Annotated in this window: 23 protein-coding genes; 7 read left to right on the plus strand and 16 right to left on the minus strand. The window is 72.6% G+C overall.

Going from position 1 to position 22,704, the window contains the following annotated elements:
* Window positions 1-66 precede the first annotated feature (66 nt).
* Window positions 67-366, plus strand: a complete 300-nt coding sequence (locus BS75_RS25305; protein WP_034089889.1) for an SCO4848 family membrane protein — start codon at window positions 67-69, stop codon at window positions 364-366.
* Window positions 367-450: 84 nt separating this feature from the next.
* Here the strand turns inward: BS75_RS25305 and BS75_RS25310 are convergent, their stop codons facing one another.
* The 6 genes from BS75_RS25310 to BS75_RS25335 form a co-directional block, all read right to left on the minus strand.
* Window positions 451-1,245 carry a succinate dehydrogenase iron-sulfur subunit gene (locus tag BS75_RS25310; RefSeq protein ID WP_034089890.1) on the minus strand — a complete coding sequence of 265 codons (795 nt, stop codon included), beginning with the start codon at window positions 1,243-1,245 and terminating at the stop codon, window positions 451-453.
* Complete coding sequence (gene sdhA, locus BS75_RS25315) at window positions 1,245-2,999, minus strand: succinate dehydrogenase flavoprotein subunit (RefSeq protein WP_034089891.1); 1,755 nt, start codon at window positions 2,997-2,999, stop codon at window positions 1,245-1,247. The genes BS75_RS25310 and sdhA overlap by 1 nt, the downstream gene beginning before the upstream one ends.
* A gap of 28 nt (window positions 3,000-3,027) precedes the next feature.
* Complete coding sequence (locus tag BS75_RS25320; protein ID WP_034089892.1) at window positions 3,028-3,483, minus strand: succinate dehydrogenase hydrophobic membrane anchor subunit; 456 nt, start codon at window positions 3,481-3,483, stop codon at window positions 3,028-3,030.
* Window positions 3,484-3,490: 7 nt separating this feature from the next.
* The gene (gene sdhC / locus BS75_RS25325) at window positions 3,491-3,868 is read right to left on the minus strand and encodes a succinate dehydrogenase, cytochrome b556 subunit (RefSeq protein WP_034089893.1); all 378 of its coding nucleotides are present in this window, start codon (window positions 3,866-3,868) and stop codon (window positions 3,491-3,493) included.
* A gap of 274 nt (window positions 3,869-4,142) precedes the next feature.
* A complete protein-coding gene (locus tag BS75_RS25330) occupies window positions 4,143-4,625 on the minus strand; it encodes a 2-oxo-4-hydroxy-4-carboxy-5-ureidoimidazoline decarboxylase (protein ID WP_052069685.1) in 483 nt (160 codons plus the stop codon).
* 386 nt (window positions 4,626-5,011) lie between these two features.
* Entirely contained in the window at window positions 5,012-5,770 is a 759-nt protein-coding gene (locus BS75_RS25335; RefSeq protein WP_034089895.1) for an SDR family oxidoreductase, read from the minus strand.
* Between the two features lie 308 nt (window positions 5,771-6,078).
* On the opposite strand from BS75_RS25335, the gene BS75_RS25340 reads away from it, so the two are divergent.
* The 3 genes from BS75_RS25340 to BS75_RS25350 are packed head-to-tail and all read left to right on the plus strand — an operon-like array spanning window position 6,079 to window position 9,077.
* On the plus strand, window positions 6,079-7,317 hold the full coding sequence (locus tag BS75_RS25340; protein ID WP_160312231.1) for an amidohydrolase: 1,239 nt from the start codon (window positions 6,079-6,081) through the stop codon (window positions 7,315-7,317).
* A gap of 26 nt (window positions 7,318-7,343) precedes the next feature.
* Window positions 7,344-7,739, plus strand: a complete 396-nt coding sequence (locus tag BS75_RS49480; RefSeq protein ID WP_034093745.1) for a cytidine deaminase — start codon at window positions 7,344-7,346, stop codon at window positions 7,737-7,739.
* Window positions 7,740-7,799: 60 nt separating this feature from the next.
* Window positions 7,800-9,077 carry a thymidine phosphorylase gene (locus BS75_RS25350; protein WP_034093746.1) on the plus strand — a complete coding sequence of 426 codons (1,278 nt, stop codon included), beginning with the start codon at window positions 7,800-7,802 and terminating at the stop codon, window positions 9,075-9,077.
* Between the two features lie 15 nt (window positions 9,078-9,092).
* Here BS75_RS25350 and BS75_RS25355 read toward each other — a convergent pair whose 3' ends face one another.
* Complete coding sequence (locus BS75_RS25355) at window positions 9,093-10,397, minus strand: MFS transporter (RefSeq protein WP_034089896.1); 1,305 nt, start codon at window positions 10,395-10,397, stop codon at window positions 9,093-9,095.
* A 62-nt stretch (window positions 10,398-10,459) separates the two neighbouring features.
* Between BS75_RS25355 and BS75_RS25360 the strand changes: the two genes are divergently transcribed.
* A complete protein-coding gene (locus BS75_RS25360; protein WP_081982570.1) occupies window positions 10,460-11,452 on the plus strand; it encodes a LysR family transcriptional regulator in 993 nt (330 codons plus the stop codon).
* 196 nt (window positions 11,453-11,648) lie between these two features.
* Window positions 11,649-12,074 carry a hypothetical protein gene (locus BS75_RS25365; RefSeq protein WP_034089898.1) on the plus strand — a complete coding sequence of 142 codons (426 nt, stop codon included), beginning with the start codon at window positions 11,649-11,651 and terminating at the stop codon, window positions 12,072-12,074.
* A gap of 61 nt (window positions 12,075-12,135) precedes the next feature.
* Here BS75_RS25365 and BS75_RS25370 read toward each other — a convergent pair whose 3' ends face one another.
* The 5 genes from BS75_RS25370 to BS75_RS25390 all read right to left on the minus strand — a co-directional run bounded on the left by BS75_RS25370 (window position 12,136) and on the right by BS75_RS25390 (window position 16,086).
* A complete protein-coding gene (locus BS75_RS25370) occupies window positions 12,136-12,324 on the minus strand; it encodes a PspC domain-containing protein (protein ID WP_034089899.1) in 189 nt (62 codons plus the stop codon).
* A gap of 191 nt (window positions 12,325-12,515) precedes the next feature.
* Complete coding sequence (locus tag BS75_RS46930; RefSeq protein ID WP_082013995.1) at window positions 12,516-13,097, minus strand: VanZ family protein; 582 nt, start codon at window positions 13,095-13,097, stop codon at window positions 12,516-12,518.
* 222 nt (window positions 13,098-13,319) lie between these two features.
* Window positions 13,320-13,748, minus strand: a complete 429-nt coding sequence (locus BS75_RS25380; RefSeq protein WP_034089900.1) for a hypothetical protein — start codon at window positions 13,746-13,748, stop codon at window positions 13,320-13,322.
* Window positions 13,745-15,307, minus strand: a complete 1,563-nt coding sequence (locus BS75_RS25385) for a sensor histidine kinase (RefSeq protein ID WP_034089901.1) — start codon at window positions 15,305-15,307, stop codon at window positions 13,745-13,747. The genes BS75_RS25380 and BS75_RS25385 overlap by 4 nt, the downstream gene beginning before the upstream one ends.
* Window positions 15,308-15,408: 101 nt before the next feature.
* Entirely contained in the window at window positions 15,409-16,086 is a 678-nt protein-coding gene (locus BS75_RS25390) for a response regulator transcription factor (protein WP_152645692.1), read from the minus strand.
* A 370-nt stretch (window positions 16,087-16,456) separates the two neighbouring features.
* Between BS75_RS25390 and BS75_RS25395 the strand changes: the two genes are divergently transcribed.
* Window positions 16,457-17,140, plus strand: coding sequence for a SigE family RNA polymerase sigma factor (locus tag BS75_RS25395; protein WP_034093748.1), 684 nt, complete (start codon window positions 16,457-16,459; stop codon window positions 17,138-17,140).
* Window positions 17,141-17,365: 225 nt separating this feature from the next.
* Here BS75_RS25395 and BS75_RS25400 read toward each other — a convergent pair whose 3' ends face one another.
* The 4 genes from BS75_RS25400 to deoC form a co-directional block, all read right to left on the minus strand.
* On the minus strand, window positions 17,366-18,958 hold the full coding sequence (locus BS75_RS25400) for a hypothetical protein (RefSeq protein ID WP_034089903.1): 1,593 nt from the start codon (window positions 18,956-18,958) through the stop codon (window positions 17,366-17,368).
* Window positions 18,959-19,187: 229 nt separating this feature from the next.
* A complete protein-coding gene (locus tag BS75_RS25405; protein WP_034089904.1) occupies window positions 19,188-20,105 on the minus strand; it encodes an aldehyde dehydrogenase family protein in 918 nt (305 codons plus the stop codon).
* The gene (locus BS75_RS25410; protein ID WP_231607890.1) at window positions 20,098-21,549 is read right to left on the minus strand and encodes an aldehyde dehydrogenase family protein; all 1,452 of its coding nucleotides are present in this window, start codon (window positions 21,547-21,549) and stop codon (window positions 20,098-20,100) included. The genes BS75_RS25405 and BS75_RS25410 overlap by 8 nt, the downstream gene beginning before the upstream one ends.
* A 3-nt stretch (window positions 21,550-21,552) precedes the next feature.
* The gene (deoC, locus tag BS75_RS25415; protein WP_081982572.1) at window positions 21,553-22,563 is read right to left on the minus strand and encodes a deoxyribose-phosphate aldolase; all 1,011 of its coding nucleotides are present in this window, start codon (window positions 22,561-22,563) and stop codon (window positions 21,553-21,555) included.
* Between the last annotated feature and the right edge of the window lie 141 nt (window positions 22,564-22,704).

Consider the following 22,704-nt stretch of genomic DNA (forward strand, 5'->3'; position numbering starts at 1 on the left):
CAACCAGTCGGCGGGGGTGACACACCCCGAGGAAGAACCCCCGGTCGGCCCTCTCATACTGGAACCATGAAACTGAGCCGCCGCGCCTCCTGGTTCCTGACCGCCTTCGGCATCTGGTCGATCTGGATCTGGGTGACCTTCTTCAAGAACCTGTGGGCGGACGGCGAGGGGCTGGCCTTCGTCCACGGGGACCACTCCCGTCCCACCGCGTACTTCTGGATCCACGCGCTGCTCGCCCTGACCTCGCTGGTGCTGGGGGTGATCGTCGGCTGGATCGGGGTGCGCTCGCTGCGCGCCCTGCGCGCCGAGCAGGCGGCGGCGGCCCCGGCGCCCGCCGAGCGGGTCGACGAGCCGGTGGCTAAGTAGCAGCCGCGAGCACGACCGAGGCCCCGCCCCGGATCACCGGGACGGGGCCTCAGCCTCAGTCAGCTCTCAGTGGCGACGCCGCTCTCAGAAGCGACGGGTGACCAGCGCCCGCTTCACTTCCTGGATCGCCTTGGTGACCTCGATACCGCGCGGGCAGGCGTCCGTGCAGTTGAAGGTCGTGCGGCAGCGCCACACGCCGTCGCGGTCGTTCAGGATCTCCAGCCGCTGCTCCGCGCCCTCGTCACGCGAGTCGAAGATGAAGCGGTGGGCGTTGACGATGGCCGCCGGGCCGAAGTACTGGCCGTCGTTCCAGAACACCGGGCAGGACGTGGTGCAGGCGGCGCAGAGGATGCACTTGGTGGTGTCCTCGAAGCGCTGCACGTCCTCCTCGGACTGGATCCGCTCCTTGGTCGGCGCGTTGCCGGTGGTGATCAGGAACGGCATCACGTCGCGGTACGCCTGGAAGAACGGGTCCATGTCCACGACCAGGTCCTTCAGGACCGTGAGGCCCTTGATGGGCTCGATCGTGATCGGCTTCTCCGGCGAGACGTCCTTGATCAGGGTCTTGCAGGCGAGCCGGTTCTTGCCGTTGATCCGCATGGCGTCGGAGCCGCAGACACCGTGGGCGCAGGAGCGACGGTACGTCAGCGTGCCGTCCTGCTCCCACTTGACCGTGTTGATCGCGTCCAGGACGCGGATCTTCGGGTCCACGGTCAGCTGGTAGTCCACCCACACCGCGTCCGGGTGCTCCTCCGGGTTGAACCGGCGGATCCGGAGGGTGATGGTGATCAGCTCGACCTTGCCGGACTCGGCGGCGTCCAGCGCGGCGGAGTGGGCGTTGCCCTGGGCCGCCGTGTCGTCGATCGTGGGGGTGCTCATCAGTACTTACGCTCCATCGGCTGGTAGCGGGTCACCACGACCGGCTTGTAGTCCAGGCGGATGCTGTCCTTGCCGTCAGCGTCCACCTCGCGGTACGCCATGGTGTGCTGCATGAAGTTGACGTCGTCGCGGGTCGGGTAGTCCTCGCGGAAGTGGCCGCCGCGCGACTCCTTGCGGGCGAGCCCCGACACCGCCGTGACCTCGGCCAGGTCGAGCAGGTTGCCCAGCTCCACGGCCTCCAGCAGGTCGGTGTTGTAGCGCTGGCCCTTGTCCATCACCGAGATGTTCTTGTAGCGCTCCTTCAGCGCGGCGATGTCCTCCACCGCCTGCTTCAGGGTCGCCTCGGTGCGGTACACCATCGAGTTGGTGTCCATGGTCTCCTGCAGCGCCGTGCGGATGTCCACCACCCGCTCGGTGCCGGTGGAGGTGCGGATCCGCTCCAGCATCTCCACGACCTGCGCGGCCGGGTTCTCCGGCAGCTCGACGTACTCGGCGGTCTGCGAGTAGTCCGCGGCGGCGATGCCGGCCCGGCGCCCGAAGACGTTGATGTCGAGCAGCGAGTTGGTGCCGAGCCGGTTGGCGCCGTGCACCGACACGCAGGCGACCTCGCCGGCGGCGTAGAGGCCGGGGACGACGGTGTCGTTGTCCTTCAGCACCTCGCCCAGGACGTTGGTCGGGATGCCGCCCATGGCGTAGTGCGCCGTCGGCTGGATCGGGATCGGGTCCGTGTAGGGCTCGATGCCGAGGTAGGTCCGGGCGAACTCGGTGATGTCCGGGAGCTTGGCGTCCAGCTGCTCCGGCGGAAGGTGCGTCAGGTCGAGGTAGACGTGGTCGCCCTCCAGGCCGCAGCCGTTGCCGTTGCGGATCTCGGTGTAGATCGCGCGGGAGACGACGTCGCGGGAGGCGAGGTCCTTCATCACCGGCGCGTACTTCTCCATGAAGCGCTCGCCGTGCTTGTTGCGGAGGATGCCGCCCTCGCCGCGCGCGCCCTCGGTGAGCAGGATGCCCATCCGCCAGATGCCCGTCGGGTGGAACTGGAAGAACTCCATGTCCTCCAGCGGCAGCCCGCGCCGGAAGGCGGCGGCCTGGCCGTCACCGGTCAGGGTGTGGGCGTTGGAGGTCACCTTGAAGAACTTGCCGTTGCCGCCGGAGGCGAAGATCACGGACTTCGCCTGGAAGACGTGCACCTCGCCGGTGGCCAGCTCGTAGGAGACGACGCCGGAGACCCGGGTCTCCCCGTCGACCTCGCTGAGCAGCAGGTCCAGGACGTAGAACTCGTTGAAGAACTCCACGCCCTCCTTGACGCAGTTCTGGTACAGCGTCTGGAGGATCATGTGACCGGTGCGGTCCGCGGCGTAGCACGAGCGGCGCACGGCGGCCTGGCCGTGGTCACGGGTGTGCCCGCCGAAGCGGCGCTGGTCGATCTTGCCCTCGGGCGTCCGGTTGAACGGGAGGCCCATCTTCTCCAGGTCGAGGACGGCGTCGATGGCCTCCTTCGCCAGGATCTCGGCGGCGTCCTGGTCGACCAGGTAGTCACCGCCCTTGACGGTGTCGAAGGTGTGCCACTCCCAGTTGTCCTCCTCGACGTTGGCCAGTGCGGCGGCCATGCCGCCCTGGGCCGCGCCGGTGTGGGACCGGGTGGGGTAGAGCTTGGTCAGCACCGCGGTGCGGCTGCGCTTCGTCGACTCGATGGCCGCGCGCATACCCGCGCCACCGGCGCCGACGATGACGGTGTCGTACTTGTGTACCTGCATGTCTGTTGGCTGCCTCGTCCGTCCGCGCTCAGCTGATTGTCGGGTCGAAGGTGAAGATGACCAGGGAACCCAGCAGCACGGTGAAGACCGTGGCGGTCACCAGGAGCACCTTCAGCCAGAACCGGGTGGTGTCGCGCTCCGCGTAGTCGTTGATGACCGTGCGCATGCCGTTCGCGCCGTGGAGCATCGCGAGCCAGAGCATCAGCAGGTCCCAGCCCTGCCAGAAGGGCGACGCCCAGCGGCCGGCCACGAAGGCGAAGCTGATCTTCGACACGCCGCCGTCCAGCAGCAGCTGGATGATCAGGTGGCCGAGGACCAGGAAGACCAGGACCACGCCGGACAGCCGCATGAACAGCCAGGCCAGCATCTCGAAGTTGGTCCGGGACTTGCGGCCGGTCCGCTTGGTGCGGGCGCGGGGCGGCTCGATCAGGAAGGCGGTGGGGTCGCCGCCCTCGACGAGCTCGATGTTGGTGTCGATAGCCATTTTCGCCTCACCCGAACCAGGTCTGGAGGGTTTCCTGCAGGATCGGGTAGAACGCACCCGCCATCAGGACGACCCACAGGGTCACCACGGTCCACAGCATCTGCCGCTGGTACTTCGGGCCCTTGGCCCAGAAATCCACGGCGATGACGCGGAGACCGTTCAGCGCGTGGAACAGGATGGCGGCGGTCAGGCCGTACTCCATCAGGTTGACGGGCCAGGTCTTGTACGTCGCGATCACGCTGTTGTACGCCTGCGGTGAGACGCGGACGAGAGCGGTGTCGAGGACGTGGGCGAAAAGGAAGAAGAAAATGAGGACACCGGTGACTCGATGAGCCACCCACGACCACATGCCTTCCCGGCCGCGGTACAGCGTTCCAGCCGGCACGGAAAACCCTCCGGAAGCGGGGCGGGGGCTCGTCCGGCATCAGCGTCGGTCGGCCCGGCCGGGTATGGTCCACCGGCCCTCGCCATCGTAGCCACGCGGGAAGGTCGGCAGCCCGTCGGGGGTGTCCCCGGTGATCAAACAGGCTCGTGCGGCCTAACGCCGAGCGGGCGGCGTGATCCACGCCACCCGCATTCTCCTGCGATTCTGTTGTTGTTCCTACCCAATTCGGGCAAAGGGCGCGGCGGCCCGTGTGTCAGAGATCACGGGAACCGTCTCACGTCGCCGCCGAAGCATGAGACGCAACCAGGTGCTCCAGCCGGTGCTGGGCGATCCGGCGCAGCTCCTCGGCGGTGGTGCTGCGCTCCTCGTCGGGGTCGCTGGCCAGCCGGGTGCGGAGGCTGACCAGTACCCGGTCGAGCATCTCCTCGGCCGGGCAGTCGTCCAGGCAGACCACGAAGACGTGGCCGAAGCGCGCCTCGTAGGCGGCGTGGGCCGCCCGCAGGGCGGTGTGGGCGGCCTGGCTGCCGGGCGCACGCACCCCGAGCAGCGGTTGCGGCATGCAGCTCTCGTCCGCCAGGGCCTCGCCGAGGTCGGCGTAGGACATGTCGTAGGAGGCTTCGCTGGCCGCCGCCAGCAGTGACGCAGTGTCCGGGTACGGGCGGTGGGCGGTCAGCCGCAGCGCCCAGCGGCGGCTGCCGCAGCAGGCGAGCAGGGCTTCCTCGGCTGCGCCCGGTGTGGCCTGGTTCAGTCGCTGCAACCCGGTAGTCGCGGCTTCCGGCTGCGCCGGAATGTCACTGGCCAGCGTGTCCTCCTCGGTCGGCGGTTGCAGGGGTGTGGCGGCGCGGCGACGCTAGTGCATTTCGCCGAGGTGCCCTGCCCGGTGTTCGACGGCTGCGACGGCGAAGGTGACGGGTGCTGAGGGTGGTGCCGGGACTGCCAAACGAGTGAACGAGGCGTCAGCAGCCCTTTGCTGCCAGGCAGAATGAGCGTGGGGCAGTTCGAGTCCCAGCACAAGGATTCACTCGAATTGGCTATCAAGTCGAGACTCTTGCAACCGAATGATGAGACGGCTGCGCGCAGATGAAGCGGAGGGGTCGCCTCACGGCGTCGCCCGGGGCGGCCCCTCCGGGGGGTGTCGGTGCGTCAGAGTTCGCGGTGGACCTTGTGGGCGGCGGCCTGGGCGCGCGGGCGGACCACCAGCAGGTCCACGTTGACATGGGCCGGGCGGGTGACCGTCCAGGCGATGGTGTCGGCCACGTCCGCCGCGGTGAGCGGCTCGGCCACGCCCGCGTAGACCGACTCGGCCTTCGCGGCGTCGCCGTCGAAGCGGGTCAGCGCGAACTCGTCGGTGCGGACCATCCCCGGGGCGATCTCCACCACCCGGATCGGCTGGCCGACCAGCTCCAGCCGCAGCGTTCCGGCGATGGCGTGCTCGCCGGCCTTGGCCGCGACGTAGCCGCCGCCGCCCTCGTAGGGGACGAACGCCGCGGTCGAGGTGAGCACCACGATGGTGCCGTCGCCGGAGGCCCGCAGGGCCGGCAGCAGCGCCTGCGTCACATGCAGCGCGCCCAGCACGTTGACCTCGTACATCCGCAGCCAGTCGGCCGGGTCGCCGTGCTCGACGGAGTCCGCGCCGAACGCCCCGCCGGCGTTGTTGACCAGGACGTCGACCCGGTCCAGGGTGGCGGCGAAGGCGTCCACCGCGGCCCGGTCGGTGACGTCCACGGTGTGCGCGGAGGCGGCGTCGCCGATCTCCTTCGCCAGCTCCGCGATCCGCTCGGTGCGCCGGGCGACCAGCACCACCCGGAAGCCCTCGTCGGCGAGCCTGCGCGCGGTGGCCGCGCCGATGCCGCTGCTCGCGCCGGTGACGACGGCGACCCTGCCGGTGAATGCCTGTGCCATGGGTGCTGCTCCCGCGCTCGTGTTCCGCCTGTGCTGTTTCCCTCTGTGGGCAACATCGTAGGCAGCCGCGGCGGCGGGGGTGTCGGGGAGATTGTCCAGGTGGTCCAGGTCACACCGGGAGCCCGTGTCCTTTGCCGGTGATCCTCGTTCCCCGAGTAACCGTCGGTGTCTCCGGGAGGGTGGTAAAAGGGATGACATACCCACAGCGAGGTGGACTATGCGCCGTGCGGGCTACTTCCTCCGCGTCCGGGGCCACCAATTCCGGTGATCCTCTGCCCCAGGCGCCGCACAGCCGTAGCCTTGTCGAGGTGAGCCCCTCAGTCGATGTTGCCTCCGGCCCGTCCCCCGCGTCCGAGTCCGGTGTCCGCGCCCGGATCCACGCCCAGGTCCTGGCCCTCGCCCCGGAGCTGATCGAGCTCCGCCGCGACCTGCACCGCCACCCCGAGCTCGGGCGGCAGGAGTTCCGCACCACCGGGCTGATCCGGGCCCGGCTGGAGCAGGCCGGGCTCACCCCCCGTGACCTGCCCGGGGGCACCGGCCTGGTGTGCGACATCGTGCCCGAGGGCAGCCCGGCGGACGCACCGCTGCTGGCCTTCCGCGCGGACATCGACGCGCTGCCGATCGACGACGCCAAGCCGGCGACCGTCCCCTACCGCTCCACCGTGCCCGGCCGGACCCATGCCTGCGGGCACGACGTCCACACCGTGGTCACCCTCGGGCTCGGGCTGATGCTGGCCGAGGCCCGGCGCGCCGGGCGGCTCACCCGCCCGGTCCGGCTGCTGTTCCAGCCGGCCGAGGAGGTCATGCCCGGCGGCGCGCTCGACCTGGTCGCGGCCGGGGTGCTGGAGGGGGTCGAGCGGATCTTCGCGGTGCACTGCGACCCCAGGGTCGAGGTGGGCCGGATCGGGATCAAGGTCGGCGCCATCACCTCCGCCTGCGACCGGCTGGTGGTCTCGCTGGACGGCCCCGGCGGCCACACCGCGCGCCCGCACCTGACCACCGACCTGGTGACGGCGATCGCCAAGACCGCCGCCGAGCTGCCCGCCGCCCTCGGCCGCCGGCTGGACCCGCGCTGGGGGGTCAGCCTGGTCTGGGGCCGGATCGAGAGCGGCTCCGCCGCCAATGTGATCCCGCTCCACGCCGAGCTTGAAGGAACGGTCCGCTGCCTGGAGCTGGCAGGCTGGCGCGAGGCCCCCGGCGCGGTCGAGGAGCTGGTCGGCCAGATCGCCGAGACCTACCGCGCCAAGTGGGTCATCGACTACCACCGGGGCGTCCCGCCGGTGGTCAACGAGGCCGAGACGGTCCGGCTGTTCGGCGAGGCCATGGAGCGCAGCTTCGGCCCGGGCCGGATCGAGTCCACCGAGCAGAGCCTCGGCGGCGAGGACTTCTCCTGGTACCTGGAGCACGTCCCCGGCGCCCTGGCCAGGCTCGGCGTCCGGCCGGTCGGCGACACCACCGTCCGGGACCTGCACCAGGGCACCTTCGACGTGGACGAGGGCGCGATCGCGGTGGGCGTCGAGCTGTTCACCACCCTGGCCCTGGGCTGAGGGGCGCGGTGGCGGGCGGGGCGGCGGTGGGGGAGGACCAGGTCGACTGGACGGCGCTGCGCGACGCCGCCCGCGCGGCCATGGCCCGTGCCTACGCGCCGTACTCGGGCTACCCGGTGGGCGCGGCGGCGCTGGTGGACGACGGACGGATCGTCAGCGGCTGCAATGTGGAGAACGCCTCCTACGGGCTGACCCTGTGCGCCGAGTGCGGGCTGGTCTCCGCCCTCCACGCCACCGGCGGCGGTCGGCTGCTCGCCTTCAGCTGCTGCGACGGCGCCGGCGTGGTGCTCACTCCCTGCGGCCGCTGCCGACAGCTGCTCTGGGAGCACGGCGGGGCCGGGCTGCTGGTCGACTGCGTCGGCGGCGTCCGTCCGCTGGCGGAACTGCTGCCGGAGGCCTTCGGCCCGAGCCATCTGGGGTAGGCAGTCGGAACAGCCAACTGGAACAGGCACCCCTTGGACAGAAGAGGAACAGCTGTGGACATGGACGCCGTCGCCGTCATCCGCGCCAAGCGCGACCGGGCCGAGCTGACCGACGCCCAGATCGACTGGGTGATCGACGCCTACACCCGGGGCGAGGTCGCCGACGAGCAGATGGCGGCCCTGGCCATGGCGATCCTGCTGAACGGGATGACCGCCCGGGAGACCGTCCGCTGGACCGACGCGATGATCCGCTCCGGCGAGCGGATGGACTTCTCCGCGCTGCCGCTGCCGACCACCGACAAGCACTCCACCGGCGGGGTCGGCGACAAGATCACGCTGCCGCTGGCGCCGCTGGTCGCGGCCTGCGGCGCGGCCGTGCCGCAGCTCTCCGGCCGGGGGCTCGGCCACACCGGCGGCACCCTGGACAAGCTGGAGTCGATCCCGGGTTGGCGGGCCCGGCTCGGCAACGCGGAGATGCTGGAGGTCCTGCGCACCGCCGGGGCGGTGATCTGCGCGGCCGGGGACGGCCTCGCCCCCGCCGACCGCAAGCTCTACGCGCTGCGGGACGTCACCGGCACGGTCGAGTCGATTCCGCTGATCGCCAGCTCGATCATGTCCAAGAAGATCGCCGAGGGCACCGGCGCCCTGGTGCTCGACGTCAAGGTCGGCACCGGGGCCTTCATGACCTCGCTGGAGAGCGCCCGCGAGCTCGCCCGCACCATGGTCGAACTGGGCCGCAGCGCCGGGGTCGGCACGGTCGCGCTGCTGACCGGGATGTCCACCCCGCTGGGGCTCACCGCCGGCAATGCGCTGGAGGTCCGCGAGTCGGTCGAGGTCCTGGCCGGCGGCGGTCCGGCCGACGTGGTCGAACTGACCCTCGCCCTCGCCCGGGAGATGCTCGCCGGGGCGGGGGTCCGCGGCAAGGACCCGGAGACCGCGCTCAAGGACGGCTCGGCGATGGACCACTGGCGTCGCATGATCGCCGCCCAGGGCGGTGACCCGGACGCCCCGCTCCCGGTCGCCCGCGAGCGGCAGGTGGTCGCGGCCCCGGCCACCGGCGTGCTCACCCGGCTGGACGCCTACGCGGTCGGCGTCGCCGCCTGGCGGCTGGGGGCGGGCCGGGCCCGGAAGGAGGACCCGGTGCAGGCCGGGGCCGGGGTCGAGCTCCACGCCAAACCGGGGGCGTCGGTGACCGCCGGGCAGCCGCTGCTCACCCTGCACACCGACACCCCCGAGCGCTTCGGCTATGCGCTGGACGCCCTGGCCGACGGCATCGACATCGCCCCGGTCGGCACCGGGTTCACCCCGCCGCCGCTGATCCTCGACCGGCTGGACTGACGGTCGGTCAGCCGGCTAGCGCAGGGCCGCGACCGGGACGGCGGCGCGGGCCGCCACATGGGCCCGGGCGGTGGCGTAGAGGGTGATGCCGGCCGCCAGGACCATCGCGCCCAGGCCGACGACGACGGTGCCGCCCCAACCGGCCGAGTGGTACGCGTCCGCACCGAGGGTGCCGCCCAGGCTGTTGCCCAGGTAGTAGGCCGCGAGGTAGAGCGCGGCGGCCTGGGCCCGGCCGTGGGTCGCGGTGCGGCCGACCGAGGCGGAGGCCACGCAGTGGCCGGTGAAGAAGCCCGCCGTGATCAGCACCAGTCCGAGCAGGGCGCTCGGCAGCGAGGCAGGCAGTGTCAGCAGCAGTCCGGCCGAGGTCAGCACGATCGCCAGGTACAGCGTCCCGCGCCGGCCGAAGCGTCCGGTGATCCGGGCGGAGAGCGCGGAGGCGAAGGTGCCGAAGACGTAGACCGCGAAGATCGAGCTGGCCAGCCCCTGGGAGAGGTTGAAGGGCGCGGCCACCAGCCGGTAGCCCATGACCGTGTAGACCGCGCCGAAGACCGTCATGAACAGCATGCCGAGCAGGAACAGCCGTCCCAGCAGCGGATTGTGCAGGTGCCCGGAGACGGTGCGGAGCAGCGCCCGCGGGTTCACCGCGCCCGGACGGAAGTGCTGGGCGCGCGGGATCAGCAGCCGGAAGCCCACCGCGCACAGCAGTGACAGCACCGCGACCGAGGCCAGCCCCCAGCGCCAGCCGAACTCCCCGGCCACCGTGCCCGAGACCAGCCGTCCGCTCATGCCGCCGATGCTGTTGCCGGCCACGTACAGGCCCATGGCCGAGGGCAGCGCCGAGGGGTGGACCTCCTCGGCGAGGTAGGCCATCGCCGTGGCCGGCAGCCCGGCCAGCGCCACGCCCTGGAGCGCCCGCAGCGCGGTCAGCACGGTGAGGTCGGGGGAGAAGGGGATCACCACGGCCAGTGCGACGGCGGCGAAGACCGACGCCGTCATCACCCTGGTCCGGCCGAACTTCTCGGACAGCGCGCTGACCGGGATCACCGCCAGCGCCAGTCCGATCGCGGCGGCCGAGACGGTGAGGCTGGCCTGCCCGGGGGTCAGCCGCAGGTCGGCCGAGAGCGCCGGCAGCAGCGCCTGGGTGGAGTAGAGCAGCAGGAAGGTGGCCAGCCCGGCGCCGAACAGGGCGAGCTGGGTGCGCCGCAGGCCCCGGCTGCCGGGCCGGTGCCGCAGGTCCTCGGTCGTGGTGGTGGCGGGGGACGACAGGGTCAGGGCATCCGGCTGCTGCGCTCCGGATGCCCCTCTGGTTGCTGGTGGCATGCTTCGAACCTAGGCACCGGCGCCTGATGCGTCCAATGCATGGAATGTCTTAGATTGATGCGATGGAGAATGACCGCAGGTCGGAGCGGGGTCTGCAACAGCGGCGTGACACGGATGGCACAGCATCGTCGACCGTCGGACTTGTTCCGGACGCTCCGGCGGTGCTGCTGGCGCCGCTGTTGGCACAGTTCGCGGCGGTCGCCCGGCTGCAGCATGTGACCAGGGCCGCCGCCGAGTTGGCCATGCCGCAGCCGACGCTGAGCCGCGCCGTCGCCCGGCTGGAGGCGGAGCTGGGGGTGGCGCTGCTGGCCCGGGAGGGCCGGACGGTCCGGCTGACCCGGGCCGGGGAGATCTTCCACGCCTCGGTCGAACGCGCGCTGGCCGAGGTCGAGCGCGGGGTGGAGTCGGCCCGCGAGGAGGCCGATCCGCACGGCGGTCGGGTCGCCTTCGGCTTCCTGCACACCATGGGCTCGGAGGCGGTGCCGATGCTGCTGCGCGGATTCCGGGCCGGCAGCCCCCGGGTGCGCTTCCAACTGGTGCAGGACTACACGGACTCGATGCTGCAGCGGCTGCTGGCCGGGGAGCTGGACCTGTGCCTGGTGTCGCCGCGTCCGGACCACCCCGAGCTGGCCTCGCGCCGACTGGGCGAGCAGCGGCTGCGGCTGGTGGTCCCGGCCGACCACCGGCTGGCCGGTCGGCAGCGGGTCCGGCTCGGGGAGGTCTCCGGGGACGCCTTCGTCACCCTGGAGCCCGGCTACGGGCTGCGCCGGATCACCGACGCGCTCTGTGCCGAGGCGGGCTTCACCCCGCGGGTGTCCTTCGAGGGCGAGGAGGCCGAGACCCTGCGCGGGCTGGTCGCGGCCGGGCTGGGCGTCGCGGTCCTGCCGCCGGCCACCGCGCCCCGGCCCGACGTGGCCGAACTGCAGCTCAGCTCGCCGGGCGCCCGCCGCGAACTGGCGCTGGCCTGGGTGACCGGGCGTCCGTTGACGCCCCCGGCGGAGGCGTTCCGCGCCTATGTGCTGTCGGTGCGGGACCAGCTGCCGCTGCACAGCTGACGGTAGACCGGGCGGGCGTTCGACCGGGGGCGCCGTCGATGGTCACCGGTGGGTGGCGCGCTCCTCCGAACGGGGCATCGCGGTTTGGGCGGGATCGCGACGCGTCGATACGTTGGGCAGTCAGTCGGGCACGCAACGTGCTGAACCCGCTCCGTCCGGCTGCCACCCCTTCCGAAGACGCGAGGAAAACCGCCCCATGAACAAGGCAACGCTCAAGGTCGCCGGTACCGCTGTGCTCGGTGTCGCGCTCGCCGCGGCCGGAGTCGGCCCGGCCGCCGCGGACGGTCTCGGCAGCTTGCTCGCCTCGATGCCGTCCGGCGGCCTGCCCACGGACAACCTGAAGACCACCGGGCTGCCGGTGAACGGGCTGCTCCCGGCGCCGCTGTCGGGCGGCGTCCGGCAGATGACCGGGGCGGCGCAGACCCTGGTCGACAGCACCGCGCCGGTCGGGCAGCAGACCAAGGTGTCCTCGCCCGGACTGCGCGACGGCGCTCCGGTCTCCAGCAGCAGCCTGCCGGGACTGAACGGCCTGCCGATGGTGAACGGCCTGACCGGCTCCTCGCCGACCGGCGCCGCGGGCGGTCTGACCGGCGGTCTGCCGCTGCACAGCCCGCTCGGCTAGCGCGTCCCGCCGGACGCCCAAGCGGTCCCGGTCGCCCTCGGGGGGCGGCTCGGGACCGCTGTCACGGCTCCTGCGGCAGCAGCACCCACAGTGCCAGGTAGACCAGGAACTGCGGGCCCGGCAGCAGGCAGGACAGCAGGAACAGCCCGCGGACGGTCCAGGGGGTCAGCCCGAAGCGGGCGGCGATCCCGGCGCAGACGCCGCCCAGGACACGGTCGTGACGGGGACGGGAGAGGGTGGTCGCGGTCATCGGAACCTCCGTGGGGTGCGCTCGGGAGGGGCACGTTCCGTGCTCTCCTCTGCTTCAAGCCTCCCGCGCGGCGGGGCCGGGAACGTCCGTCGCACCGATGATCCGGTCCCGGTCCCGACCCTGCCGGAGGACGATCCGGTCTCGGGGACGGCCTCGGGGTTCCACCCCGAGGCGGAGCCGTCCAGCGCTGGTCAGCGCGGCGAGGGGGCGGTCGGGGCGATCCCGAAGTTGCCGGTCCTGACCGCCCCGTCGGCCCTGGCCCGGTCCCGGCGGCGCAGCGCCGCCCGCGCGGCCGGCACCAGCGCCGCATGCGCCAGCGCGATGCCGATGCCGGCCAGCAGCACGTCGTCCACGTTCAGCAGGTGGCTGGTCAGGCTGGACTGGAGCACCTCCACCCCGGTGGCCAGCAGCAGCCCGGCGAAGACGGTGCGGAGGAAGGACGGCAGGGCCGCCGCGTCCCGGCGCCCGCCGGCCAGCGGCAGCAGCACGCCGAGCGGCGCCAGCAGCAGCAGCCCGTGCAGCACTTCCAGATAGCTGTGGGTGGTGCCGACCGACAGCTCGGCGCGGACGGTCGCGAAGGGCGTCAGATTGGTGTCGGCCATCCAGGCCGCGGAGATCGGCTGGAAGGCCAGCCAGACGACCAGGCCCAGGTGGACCGCGATCAGCAGCAGCCCCAGATGACGGGCTCCGGGGTGCACCCCCTCGGCCTCCGCCGCGGGCGGGCCGCTGTCACCGCCCGGCCCGGCGGGTCGCTCGTCGGTACCCCTAAGCACGCCGGACTCTCCTCGCTGCACGCCGGGAAGGACGCGCAACGTCGCGGTTTCGGTTCCAGCGGGCTTGCCCGCTGGACTGACGGCACAGCCAGCGGGCTTGCCCGCTGGACTGACGGCACAGCCAGCGGGCTTGCCCGCTGGACTGACGGCACAGCCAGCGGGCTTGCCCGCTGGACTGACGGCACGGGCACATCCGATCACACGCCCCTTCGGTCGCCGCGTTCAGGGGGTCGCGGTGGCGGCGCCCGGCGTGCCGGTCGGGACCGGCGTCGCGGTGGGAAGCAGACAGGAGAGGATCCCGTTCGACGTCGTCGGCTGCGCCGCGCTCGGGCCGGCGGACGACGTCGCGGTCGGCGCCCCGGTCCGCGCCACGCTCGGGCCGGCCGGCCCCGGCCGGCCCCCTTCGCCGTCGAAGTCCGGCCCGGGGAACGCCCCGGGCCCGGACTGGGCGGAGCTCACCCCGGGCGTGGGCGGGCAGGCCGTACGGGAGGCGCCCTCACCGGCGTCGACCGGGATGGTGGTGTCGCGGATGCCGCACGCGCTGAGCGCGAGGGCGAGCGCGAGCACGCCCGCGGCGGTGGCCGCGTACCTGGCCGCGCCGCGCGCGGTCGGCCGCGCCGCCGCGATGCTGCCGCTCGTCCTGCGCCTCACGCCGTACCGCCCTTCGCACCGTCGTCTGCCGCGCCGCGGCCGCCCGCACCCTCGTCGTCCGCCGCGCCGCCGTCGGCGGCCAGCGGGTGGCCGGGCTCGACCGCCGAGGTCGTCGGCAGCCGCAGGGTGAAGCAGGCCCCGCCCTCGGCGGCGTTCGCGGCCGTGATCGTACCGCCGTGGATGCGCGCGTTCTCCATCGCGATGGACAGGCCCAAGCCGCTGCCCTCGGAGCGGCGCCGGGCCGCGTCCGCCTTGAAGAAGCGGTCGAAGACGTGCGGCAGCACGTCCTCCGGGATGCCCGGACCGCCGTCGGTGACCCGGACCACCAGCTCCTCGCCCTCGACCCGGACCTGTACCCGCACCGGCGAGCCGCCGTGCTTGAGCGCGTTGCCGATGAGGTTGGCCAGGATCACGTCCACCCGGCGCGGGTCCACCCGGGCGACGATGCCGCGCGGGGCGTCCAGCTCCACCGCGTCCAGCCAGGCCCGGGTGTCGATGCAGGAGGTGATCAGGTCGGACACGTCCACCTCGTCCAGCACCAGCTTGGCGGTGCCGGCGTCGAAGCGGGTGACCTCCATCAGGTTCTCCACCAGCTCGGTGAGCCGCCGGGTCTCGCTGACCACCAGCCGCACCGCCGGGGCGATCATCGGATCGAGGTACTCGGCCTCGTCCTCCAGGATGTCGGTGACCGCGGTCATCGCGGTCAGCGGCGTCCGCAGCTCGTGCGACATGTCGGCGACGAAGCGGCGGCTGGCGTGCTCGCGCGCGCTCAGCTCCTCGACCTGGGCCTGCAGCGCCTCGGCCGCCTGGTTGAAGGTCTGCGACAGGTCCGCGAGCTCCGCCGCGCCACTGATCTCCAGCCGGGTGTCCAGATGCCCGGCGCCCAACTGCCGTGCCGCCTCGCCCAGTCGGGCCACCGGCCGGAGCACCGTCGCCGCCGCGACCTGGGCCAGCAGCGCGGAGCCGACCAGCGCCAGCAGGGTGGCGATCGACAGCGACCAGGCCAGCGAGTCCAGGTCCTTGCGCTCGTCGTCCAGCGACTTGAACATGTACGCCGTCGGACCGGAAGGCTGCACCTGGACGCCGCCGACCAGGTAGGGCGTGCCGTCGAGCGTGATCCGCTCCCAGAACAGGTGGTACTGGCCGGCCTCGGTGACGCAGTGGGCGCAGGGCTGCCCCACCGAGGCCACCAGCGCGGACGGCACCACCGACGCGCTGACGGTGGGGTCCGAGGAGGCCGTGCAACTCCCCTGCACCAGCACCACGCTGTACTGGAGGCCGGTGCGGGCCATCCCCAGCGCGGCCCGTTCCAGGTCCGCACAGGTCGGCTGCAGCGGCAGCCCGGTGACGGTGCGGTCCAGCGAGCTGCGGAAGTCGGTCAGCGCCGCGTCCTGGGTGCGCTTCAGTACGGCGTCCCGGTTCAGCCAGTAGGCGATCCCCGACACCGAGACGGCGGCGGCCAGCGCCACCAGCGCGAACACGACGATCAGCCGTATCCGCAGCGAGGTCGTCCGCAGCCGGCGGACCAGCCGCTTTCCGGACATGGCCGGTTGGCCCATCGAACGGTCCGTCACGTTGCCTTCGCAGCCTTGGAATCGGTCCTGTGGAAAGGTGGTCGCGGAAGATCCTACGAGGAAATCCCGTGGCGCGGACCGCCGGTCTACTGCGGCGGGTCGAGCCGGTAGCCGACGCCGCGCACCGTGCGGATCAGCGTCGGCGCGGAGGGGACGTCCTCGACCTTGGCCCGCAGCCGCTGGACGCAGGCGTCCACCAGCCGGGAGTCACCGAGGTAGTCGTGCTCCCAGACCAGTCGCAGCAACTGCTGCCGGGAGAGGGCCTGGCCGGGCCGGTTGCTCAGCTCCAGCAGCAGCCGCAGCTCGGTGGGCGTCAACTGGAGGTCCTGGCCGGCCTTGGTGACGGTCATCGCGTTGCGGTCTATCACCACGTCGCCGAAGGTCAGCGAGTCGGTGCTCTCGCGTTCGCCGCGCCGCAGCACCGCCCGGATCCGGGCGTCCAGCACCCGCGGCTGCACCGGCTTGACGACGTAGTCGTCAGCGCCCGACTCCAGGCCCACCACCACGTCGATGTCGTCACTGCGCGCGGTCAGCAGGATGATCGGCAACTGGTCGGTGCGGCGGATCCGGCGGCAGACCTCGAAGCCGTCGATCCCGGGGAGCATGACGTCCAGGACGATCAGGTCGGGACGCTTCTCCTTGAACAGCTTCAGTCCGTCCTCGCCCGAGGCAGCAGCCGACACTTGGTGGCCCTGCCTGGTCAGTGCGAGTTCGAGCCCGGTCCGGATGGCGTCGTCGTCCTCGATGAGCAGCAGATGTGACACGCCCGCCATTCTGTCCCATCCCGCCGCCGTTGATCGACCCCCTTCCGGGGGTTCTTGTGGGGGTTGTGCCGCGCGCGCCGCCGACTTCTTCCCGGCGCCGGGCTCTGTGACAGTGCTGTGACAGTCGGCGGACACCGTCATGACGCGCGGACGGCAGAGTTCTGTCTTGTCGGAGTCGGGGACTCCGGAGACCGGCACCGAACCGAACACCAGGGAGCGCACCATGAACGCAGTCAACGAGGGCCGGAACGTCACGGCACTTCGCGTCGCGCGCCCTGGTCATACCGCCCAGCCCCACCGTCACCAGGCCCACGGCCCGGCGTGCACCGGGGGCACCGGCGGCACCGGTACGGTGACCTCTCTGAACACCATGACGCTCTCACTGCGGGGTGTGGTTCTCGGATCCGCGATCCGAGAACTTCCGGGGGTCGGCGGGGGCGCCGCAGCCACCGGGGGCACGGGGGAGACCGGCGCCGTGGCGGAGGCCCCGCAGCCGGACACCTTCGCCGCCGCCGGCCGCCAGGCCGACAACGAGGAGGAGTTCTCGGCCTACGTCCGGGAGCGCCGCGCCTCCCTGTACGCCACCGCCTACCACCTCACCGGTGACCGCTTCGCCGCCGAGGACCTGCTGCAGAGCGCGCTCTTCAGCACCTACCGGGCGTGGGACCGGATCACGGACAAGGCCGCGGTCGGCGGTTACATGCGCCGTACCATGACCAACCTGCACATCTCCGCCTGGCGCCGCCGCAAGGTCAACGAGTACCCGACCGAGGAGATGCCGGAGACCGTCGGCGACACCGACGCGATGGGCGGCACCGAGCTCCGCGCCGTCCTGTGGCAGGCGCTTGCCAAGCTTCCGGAGAACCAGCGCACGATGCTGGTGCTCCGCTACTACGAGGGCCGCACGGATCCGGAGATCGCCGATGTGCTCAACATCAGCGTCGGTACGGTGAAGAGCAGCATCTGGCGCGCCCTGCGCCGGCTGCGCGAGGACGAGTCCCTGGCGTCGCAGGACGGCGACCTGGGCATGGCTTTCGGCGAGCTGGTCGCCTGACCGGACCGGCGCGTCGAAGGGGACCGACCGCGGGGGTCGCGTGATCCGGGGGGATCACGGGACAGCTCGCCCGCGGTGAGGTGGGGGAACGGGGGAACGGGGCTGCGGGAGGGGGACCGTCCGGGGGGACGGGAGCCTGCGGCTTCGGGGAACGGGCGCGGCACCTCGGGGGAGGGACGCCGCGCCCGTTCCGCATGCCTCCGGCAGGGTCTCGGGCGCGGCCGGTCAGCCCGGTCGGCCCGGTCCGGTCGGGAGGCGGTAGCCGCCGGCCAGGGTGAGCAGCAGTTTGCGCCGGCTCTTGGTGCCGAGCTCACGCAGCTCCCCGTGCGGGAGGTAGCGGTAGCCGTCTATCTCGCACACCACCGCCCCGTCCTCGGGCCCGCCGCTGACCGCGGCCACGCCGACCGGGGCCGGCACACCGAGGGTGCCGCGCACGGATCCGGGCAGCGCCCGCACCCGTTGGGCGTAGCGCGGACAGGCCTCGTCGCCGGCCTCGTCGCCGTCGTCGAACAGCACCAGCCAGGGTTGGTTCTCGGGGCCGACGTTGATGTGGCCGTGCAGTCGGACATAGCGCATCGGCCGGGACGGGGCGCCGTCCAGCAGCCGCCGGACCCGGCGGGCCTTGGGCCAGGTGGCGACGGCTCGTTGGACGATCCGGGCGACACAGACGAGGGCCACGGCGGCGAGGACGAGCTGGGTCGGCAGGTTCCAGGGGAGCGGATTGTCCCCCGGGGTGGCGGAGAAGCCCGCCAGCAGCGCCGTGAAGGCCAGCGGACCCCAGGCGAAACTGCCCAGCACCTCCAGCAGGAACCAGCCGCGCGGCGAGCGGCGGCTGCGCGGCCGGGGCGGTGACACGCCCCGACCGGGACGGTGGGCGTCGCCGTAGTGCGCTGCGGCGGCCAGCGGTCCGTACCGGAGCTGGGCCGGGTCGGTGGGCAGGCTGTCCGGCTCGGGCGCAGCGGCGTCGGACGACTCCGGCAGGGGCAGCGGCCCCCAGGGGCCGGACCCGGCCCGGCGGTTCCGGCGGCGGTAGGTCAGCAGCGGCAGAGCGGTTCCCAGGATGCCTGTGCCGGCCAGGACACCGCCGACGAGTGCCATCGAGGAGCGGGTGTCGTAGAGATCCGCCGCCTGTCCGGAGAACGGCCACGGGCGGGCGACCACCCGCAGCGGCTGCCCGGTCCGTTCCCGGCCGCTGCAGTCCACGCTCGCCGAGTGGACCCCGCCCCAGGTGACCGCGCACGTGCTGTCGTCGGCGCCGGTGCCCCGGTGGACAGCGGTCACGGTCGCGGTCGTCTCGCGGCCGAAGCCGTAGGTCTGGACGTAGACGGCGCAGAGCAGCGCCGTGAGCAGCAGCGGCACCGCGCACCAGACGGGGATGTTGAGGTGGCGGCGGCGTGCGGGGGCGGTGGCCGACCAGGCGTCGGGGTCGCTCAGCAGTGTGCGGAGCGTCTCCGTGTCCCGCTCCAGCAGCCGGAACTCCCGGGCCACGCCGTCCGGTGTGCGGTAGCGCAGGGCCCGGACCGGGGCCAGCGCGAAGGTGAACGGGCGGGGCACGGACCGCAGCAGGTCGGTGACCGTGCCGTCGAGCGGGACGGTGTTGGCCGGACCGCGCTGGGCCAGGTAGAGGAGTTCGCCCCGGCCGCGGTCCACCAACAGGTGGCCCGAGCGGTCGTCCAGCTCGCAGCGGATGTGGACGGTCCGCCCGGCGGCGACGGCGGCCTGTCGCCGCGCGCCGTTCCAGCTGCCGACCCAGCCGCTCGCGGCCCGGAGCAGGATCGGGCCGACCAGCAGGAACAGGATGTGCGTCAGCAAGGTCATGGCGCTCCCCCGGGCCGGCGGTCGATCTTGGTGCAGGTCAGCAGTCTGCTACAGGCGCCGCGCAGCTGTACAGGACTTGCGCCGCCGGGGCGGAGTGCCGGGTTCCGGGTACGCGAACGGGCACGCACTCGGGGGGGAGGAGCGCGTGCCCGCTCTCAACGGGCGACCTACCCAGGGGGGGGTTGGGTGGGGCCGCCCGGTCCGCGGGGGTCTCCGGGGCGGTGGGGCCTCAGATTCCCATCGGGTGCCAGACCGTCTTGGTCTCCAGGAAGGCCAGGAGACGATCGGTGCCCGGAGCGGCGGTCCAGTCCTCGCCGGTGGGGGCGGGCCCGGGTCGCCGTACACGTTTAAGAGTATCCGCTGCGAGGGCCTCCAGCGTCCGCGCCGAGCCGGGTTGATCGGAGGAATTCGCTCCGGTCAGGTCGAGCGCGTTGACGTCCTGATGCGAGGCCAGGGTGGGGGCGAGGTCGTCGGTCCGTCCGGAGAGCAGGTTGACCACGCCGCCGGGCAGATCCGAGGTGGCCAGCACCTCGCCGAGGGAGAGTCCGGGCAGCGGGGCGCCGGGGGCGAGGGCGACCACGGCGGTGTTGCCGGTGGCGATCACCGGCGCCAGCACCGAGACCAGCCCGAGCAGCGAGAACCCGGGACCGGCGGTCGGCGCCAGGACGCCGACCACGCCGGTCGGCTCCGGGGCGGAGAGGTTGAAGTAGGGCCCGGCGACCGGGTTGGCCGAGCCGGCGATCTGGGCGACCTTGTCGGTCCAGCCGGCGTACCAGACCCAGCGGTCGACGGCGGCGTCCACCAGCGCGGCGGCCTTCTTGGCGCCGACCCCCTCGGCCGAGCCGACCTCGGCGGTGAACTGCTCGCGCCGACCCTGGAGCAGTTCGGCACAGCGGTACAGGATCTGGCCCCGGTTGTAGGCGGTGGCCCCGGACCAGCCGGCGAAGGCCCCGCGGGCGGCGCCGACCGCGTCGCGGGCGTCCTTCCTGGTGCCCAGGGGCGCGTTGGCGAGCCAGTCGCCGGTCCGGTGGTCGGTCACCTCGTACACCCGTCCGCTCTCGGAGCGGGGGAAGGCCCCGCCGACGAAGAGCTTGTACGTCTTGAGGATGGGGATGCGCGGGGCGGGGGGCGTGCTGCGGTCAGGCATCGAGGTAGCCCTCCAGTCCGTGCCGGCCGCCCTCGCGGCCGTAGCCCGACTCCTTGTAGCCGCCGAAGGGGGAGGCCGGGTCGAACCTGTTGAAGGTGTTGGACCAGACGACCCCGGCCCGCAGCCGGGAGGCCATCCACAGGCTGCGCGAGCCCTTCTCCGTCCACACGCCCGCCGAGAGGCCGTAGGGGGTGTTGTTGGCCTTGGCCACGGCCTCCTCCGGGGTGCGGAAGGTCAGCACCGAGAGCACCGGGCCGAAGATCTCCTCACGGGCGATCCGGTGGGCGGTGCTGACGCCGGTGAACACCGTCGGGGCGAACCAGTAGCCGGCCTCCGGCAGTTCGCAGGGCGGGGACCAGCGCTCGGCGCCCTCGGCCTCGCCCGCGTCGGCGAGTTCGCGGATCCGCTCCAGCTGGACGGCCGAGTTGATCGCGCCGACGTCGGTGTTCTTGTCCAGCGGGTCGCCGACCCGCAGCGTCGCCATCCGGCGCTTCAGCGAGGCCAGCACCTCGTCGTGGACCGACTCCTGCACCAGCAGCCGCGACCCGGCGCAGCAGACCTGGCCCTGGTTGAAGAAGATCCCGTCGACGATCCCCTCGACCGCCTGGTCGATCGGGGCGTCGTCGAAGACGATGTTGGCCGCCTTGCCGCCGAGTTCGAGCGAGAGCCGGGCGCGGCTGCCGGCCAGGGTGCGGGCGATCGAGCGGCCGACCTCGGTGGAGCCGGTGAAGGCGACCTTGTCCACACCCGGGTGCCCGACCAGCGCCGCTCCGGTGCGGCCGTCGCCGGTCACGATGTTGACGACCCCGCGCGGCAGCCCCGCCTGCCGGCAGATCTCGGCGAAGCGCAGCGCGGTGAGCGGGGTGGTCTCGGCCGGCTTGAGCACCACGGTGTTGCCGGTGGCCAGCGCCGGTGCGATCTTCCAGGCCAGCATCAGCAGCGGGAAGTTCCAGGGGACGACCTGGGCGGCGACGCCGAGCGGCCTCGGCGCCGGGCCCAGGCCCGCGTGCTCCAGCTTGTCGGCCCAGCCCGCGTAGTAGAAGAAGTGGGCGGCGACCAGCGGCAGGTCGACGTCGCGGGTCTCCCGGATCGGCTTGCCGTTGTCGATGGACTCCAGCACCGCCAGCTCGCGGCTGCGCTCCTGGATGATCCGGGCGATCCGGAAGAGGTACTTGCCGCGCTCGGCCCCGGGCAGCGCGGCCCAGGGGGCGAAGGCGGCACGGGCGGCCTTGACCGCGCGGTCGACGTCCTTGGCGCTGCCCTGGGCGAACTCGGCCAGCGGCAGGCCGGTGGACGGGTCCAGCGTGTGCAGCGACTCGACGCCGGTGCTCTCGATGAACTCGCCGTTGATCCAGTGCCCGTAGGAGGGGCCGATCTCGCCGGCCGCGGCGCGGGACTCGGGGGCCGGTGCATAGGTGAACAGCTTGCGGTCGGTGGTGGCCACGGTTCAGTCCCCCGCCACGTAGTCGGGGCCGGAGTACCGGCCGCTGGTCAGCTTCTGCCGTTGCATCAGCAGGTCGTTCAACAGCCCGGAGGCGCCGAAGCGGAACCACTCGGGGGAGAGCCAGTCGTCGCCCAGCACCTCGTTCACCAGGACCAGGTACTTCAGCGCGTCCTTGGTGGTGCGGATCCCCCCGGCCGGCTTGACGCCGATCTGCACCCCGGTCGCGGCCCGGTAGTCGCGGACGGCCTCCAGCAGGACCAGGGTGACCGGCGGGGTGGCGTTGACGGCGACCTTGCCGGTGGAGGTCTTGATGAAGTCGGCCCCGGCCGACATCGCCAGCCAGCAGGCGCGGCGGACGTTGTCGTAGGTCTGCAGCTCGCCGGTCTCGAAGATCACCTTGAGGTGGGCGCTGCCGCCGTCCGGCCGGGCGCAGGCGGCCTTGACCGCCCGGACGGTCTCGAAGACCTCCAGGTAGCGGCCGGAGAGGAAGGCCCCGCGGTCGATCACCATGTCGACCTCGTCCGCCCCGGCCGCCACCGCCTCGGCCGTGTCCGCGAGCTTCACCGGCAGCCCGGCCCGCCCGGAGGGGAAGGCGGTCGCCACGGCGGCGACCCGGACCGTGCTGCCGAGCAGCGCGGCCCGCGCGGTCGCCGCCAGGTCCGGGTAGACGCAGACGGCGGCGGTGCTCGGCGCGGTGGGGTCGCCGGGGTCGGGGCGCACCGCCTTGGCGCAGAGCGACCGCACCCGGCCCGGGGTGTCCGCGCCCTCCAACGTGGTCAGGTCGATCATGGAGATGGCCAGGTCGATGGCGTAGGCCTTGGCCGTGCTCTTGATCGACCGGGTGCCGAGCGCGGCGGCGCGGGCCTGGAGGCCGACCGCGTCGACCCCGGGCAGTCCGTGCAGGAACCGCCGCAGGGCGGCCTCGGAGCGGAAGTCGGCGAAGTCGGCGAAGTCGGGGTCGGTCGAAGCGCCCGGGGTGGGAGCCGGCGCCGCGGCTGGGGGAGAGGTGGGCATGCTCACCAGCTGAGCATATCTACACGCGTAGCATTCCGTCAGTGCCACGGAGGAGTGACTTTGGGTGGCCGCCGACGGCCGCCTGCGGCCACCGCAAAGCGGTCGATGCCATACCGAAACCAGCCGGGTGACGATCGACGC

It is taken from the genome of Streptacidiphilus albus JL83 (assembly GCF_000744705.1).
Lineage (GTDB): Bacteria > Actinomycetota > Actinomycetes > Streptomycetales > Streptomycetaceae > Streptacidiphilus > Streptacidiphilus albus.

Bases quoted from the DNA above. Each gene is read 5' to 3' on its own strand.
- BS75_RS25335 (WP_034089895.1), bottom strand. From the start codon at position 5,770: ATGGCACAGGCATTCACCGGCAGGGTCGCCGTCGTCACCGGCGCGAGC.
- BS75_RS25385 (WP_034089901.1), bottom strand. From the start codon at position 15,307: ATGGGCCAACCGGCCATGTCCGGAAAGCGGCTGGTCCGCCGGCTGCGG.
- sdhA (WP_034089891.1), bottom strand. From the start codon at position 2,999: ATGCAGGTACACAAGTACGACACCGTCATCGTCGGCGCCGGTGGCGCG.
- BS75_RS25395 (WP_034093748.1), top strand. From the start codon at position 16,457: ATGACGCTCTCACTGCGGGGTGTGGTTCTCGGATCCGCGATCCGAGAA.
- BS75_RS25350 (WP_034093746.1), top strand. From the start codon at position 7,800: ATGGACGCCGTCGCCGTCATCCGCGCCAAGCGCGACCGGGCCGAGCTG.
- deoC (WP_081982572.1), bottom strand. From the start codon at position 22,563: ATGCCCACCTCTCCCCCAGCCGCGGCGCCGGCTCCCACCCCGGGCGCT.
- BS75_RS25405 (WP_034089904.1), bottom strand. From the start codon at position 20,105: ATGCCTGACCGCAGCACGCCCCCCGCCCCGCGCATCCCCATCCTCAAG.
- BS75_RS25320 (WP_034089892.1), bottom strand. From the start codon at position 3,483: ATGGCTATCGACACCAACATCGAGCTCGTCGAGGGCGGCGACCCCACC.
- BS75_RS25370 (WP_034089899.1), bottom strand. From the start codon at position 12,324: ATGACCGCGACCACCCTCTCCCGTCCCCGTCACGACCGTGTCCTGGGC.
- BS75_RS25355 (WP_034089896.1), bottom strand. From the start codon at position 10,397: ATGCCACCAGCAACCAGAGGGGCATCCGGAGCGCAGCAGCCGGATGCC.
- BS75_RS25310 (WP_034089890.1), bottom strand. From the start codon at position 1,245: ATGAGCACCCCCACGATCGACGACACGGCGGCCCAGGGCAACGCCCAC.
- BS75_RS25305 (WP_034089889.1), top strand. From the start codon at position 67: ATGAAACTGAGCCGCCGCGCCTCCTGGTTCCTGACCGCCTTCGGCATC.
- BS75_RS25400 (WP_034089903.1), bottom strand. From the start codon at position 18,958: ATGACCTTGCTGACGCACATCCTGTTCCTGCTGGTCGGCCCGATCCTG.
- BS75_RS25360 (WP_081982570.1), top strand. From the start codon at position 10,460: ATGGAGAATGACCGCAGGTCGGAGCGGGGTCTGCAACAGCGGCGTGAC.
- BS75_RS25365 (WP_034089898.1), top strand. From the start codon at position 11,649: ATGAACAAGGCAACGCTCAAGGTCGCCGGTACCGCTGTGCTCGGTGTC.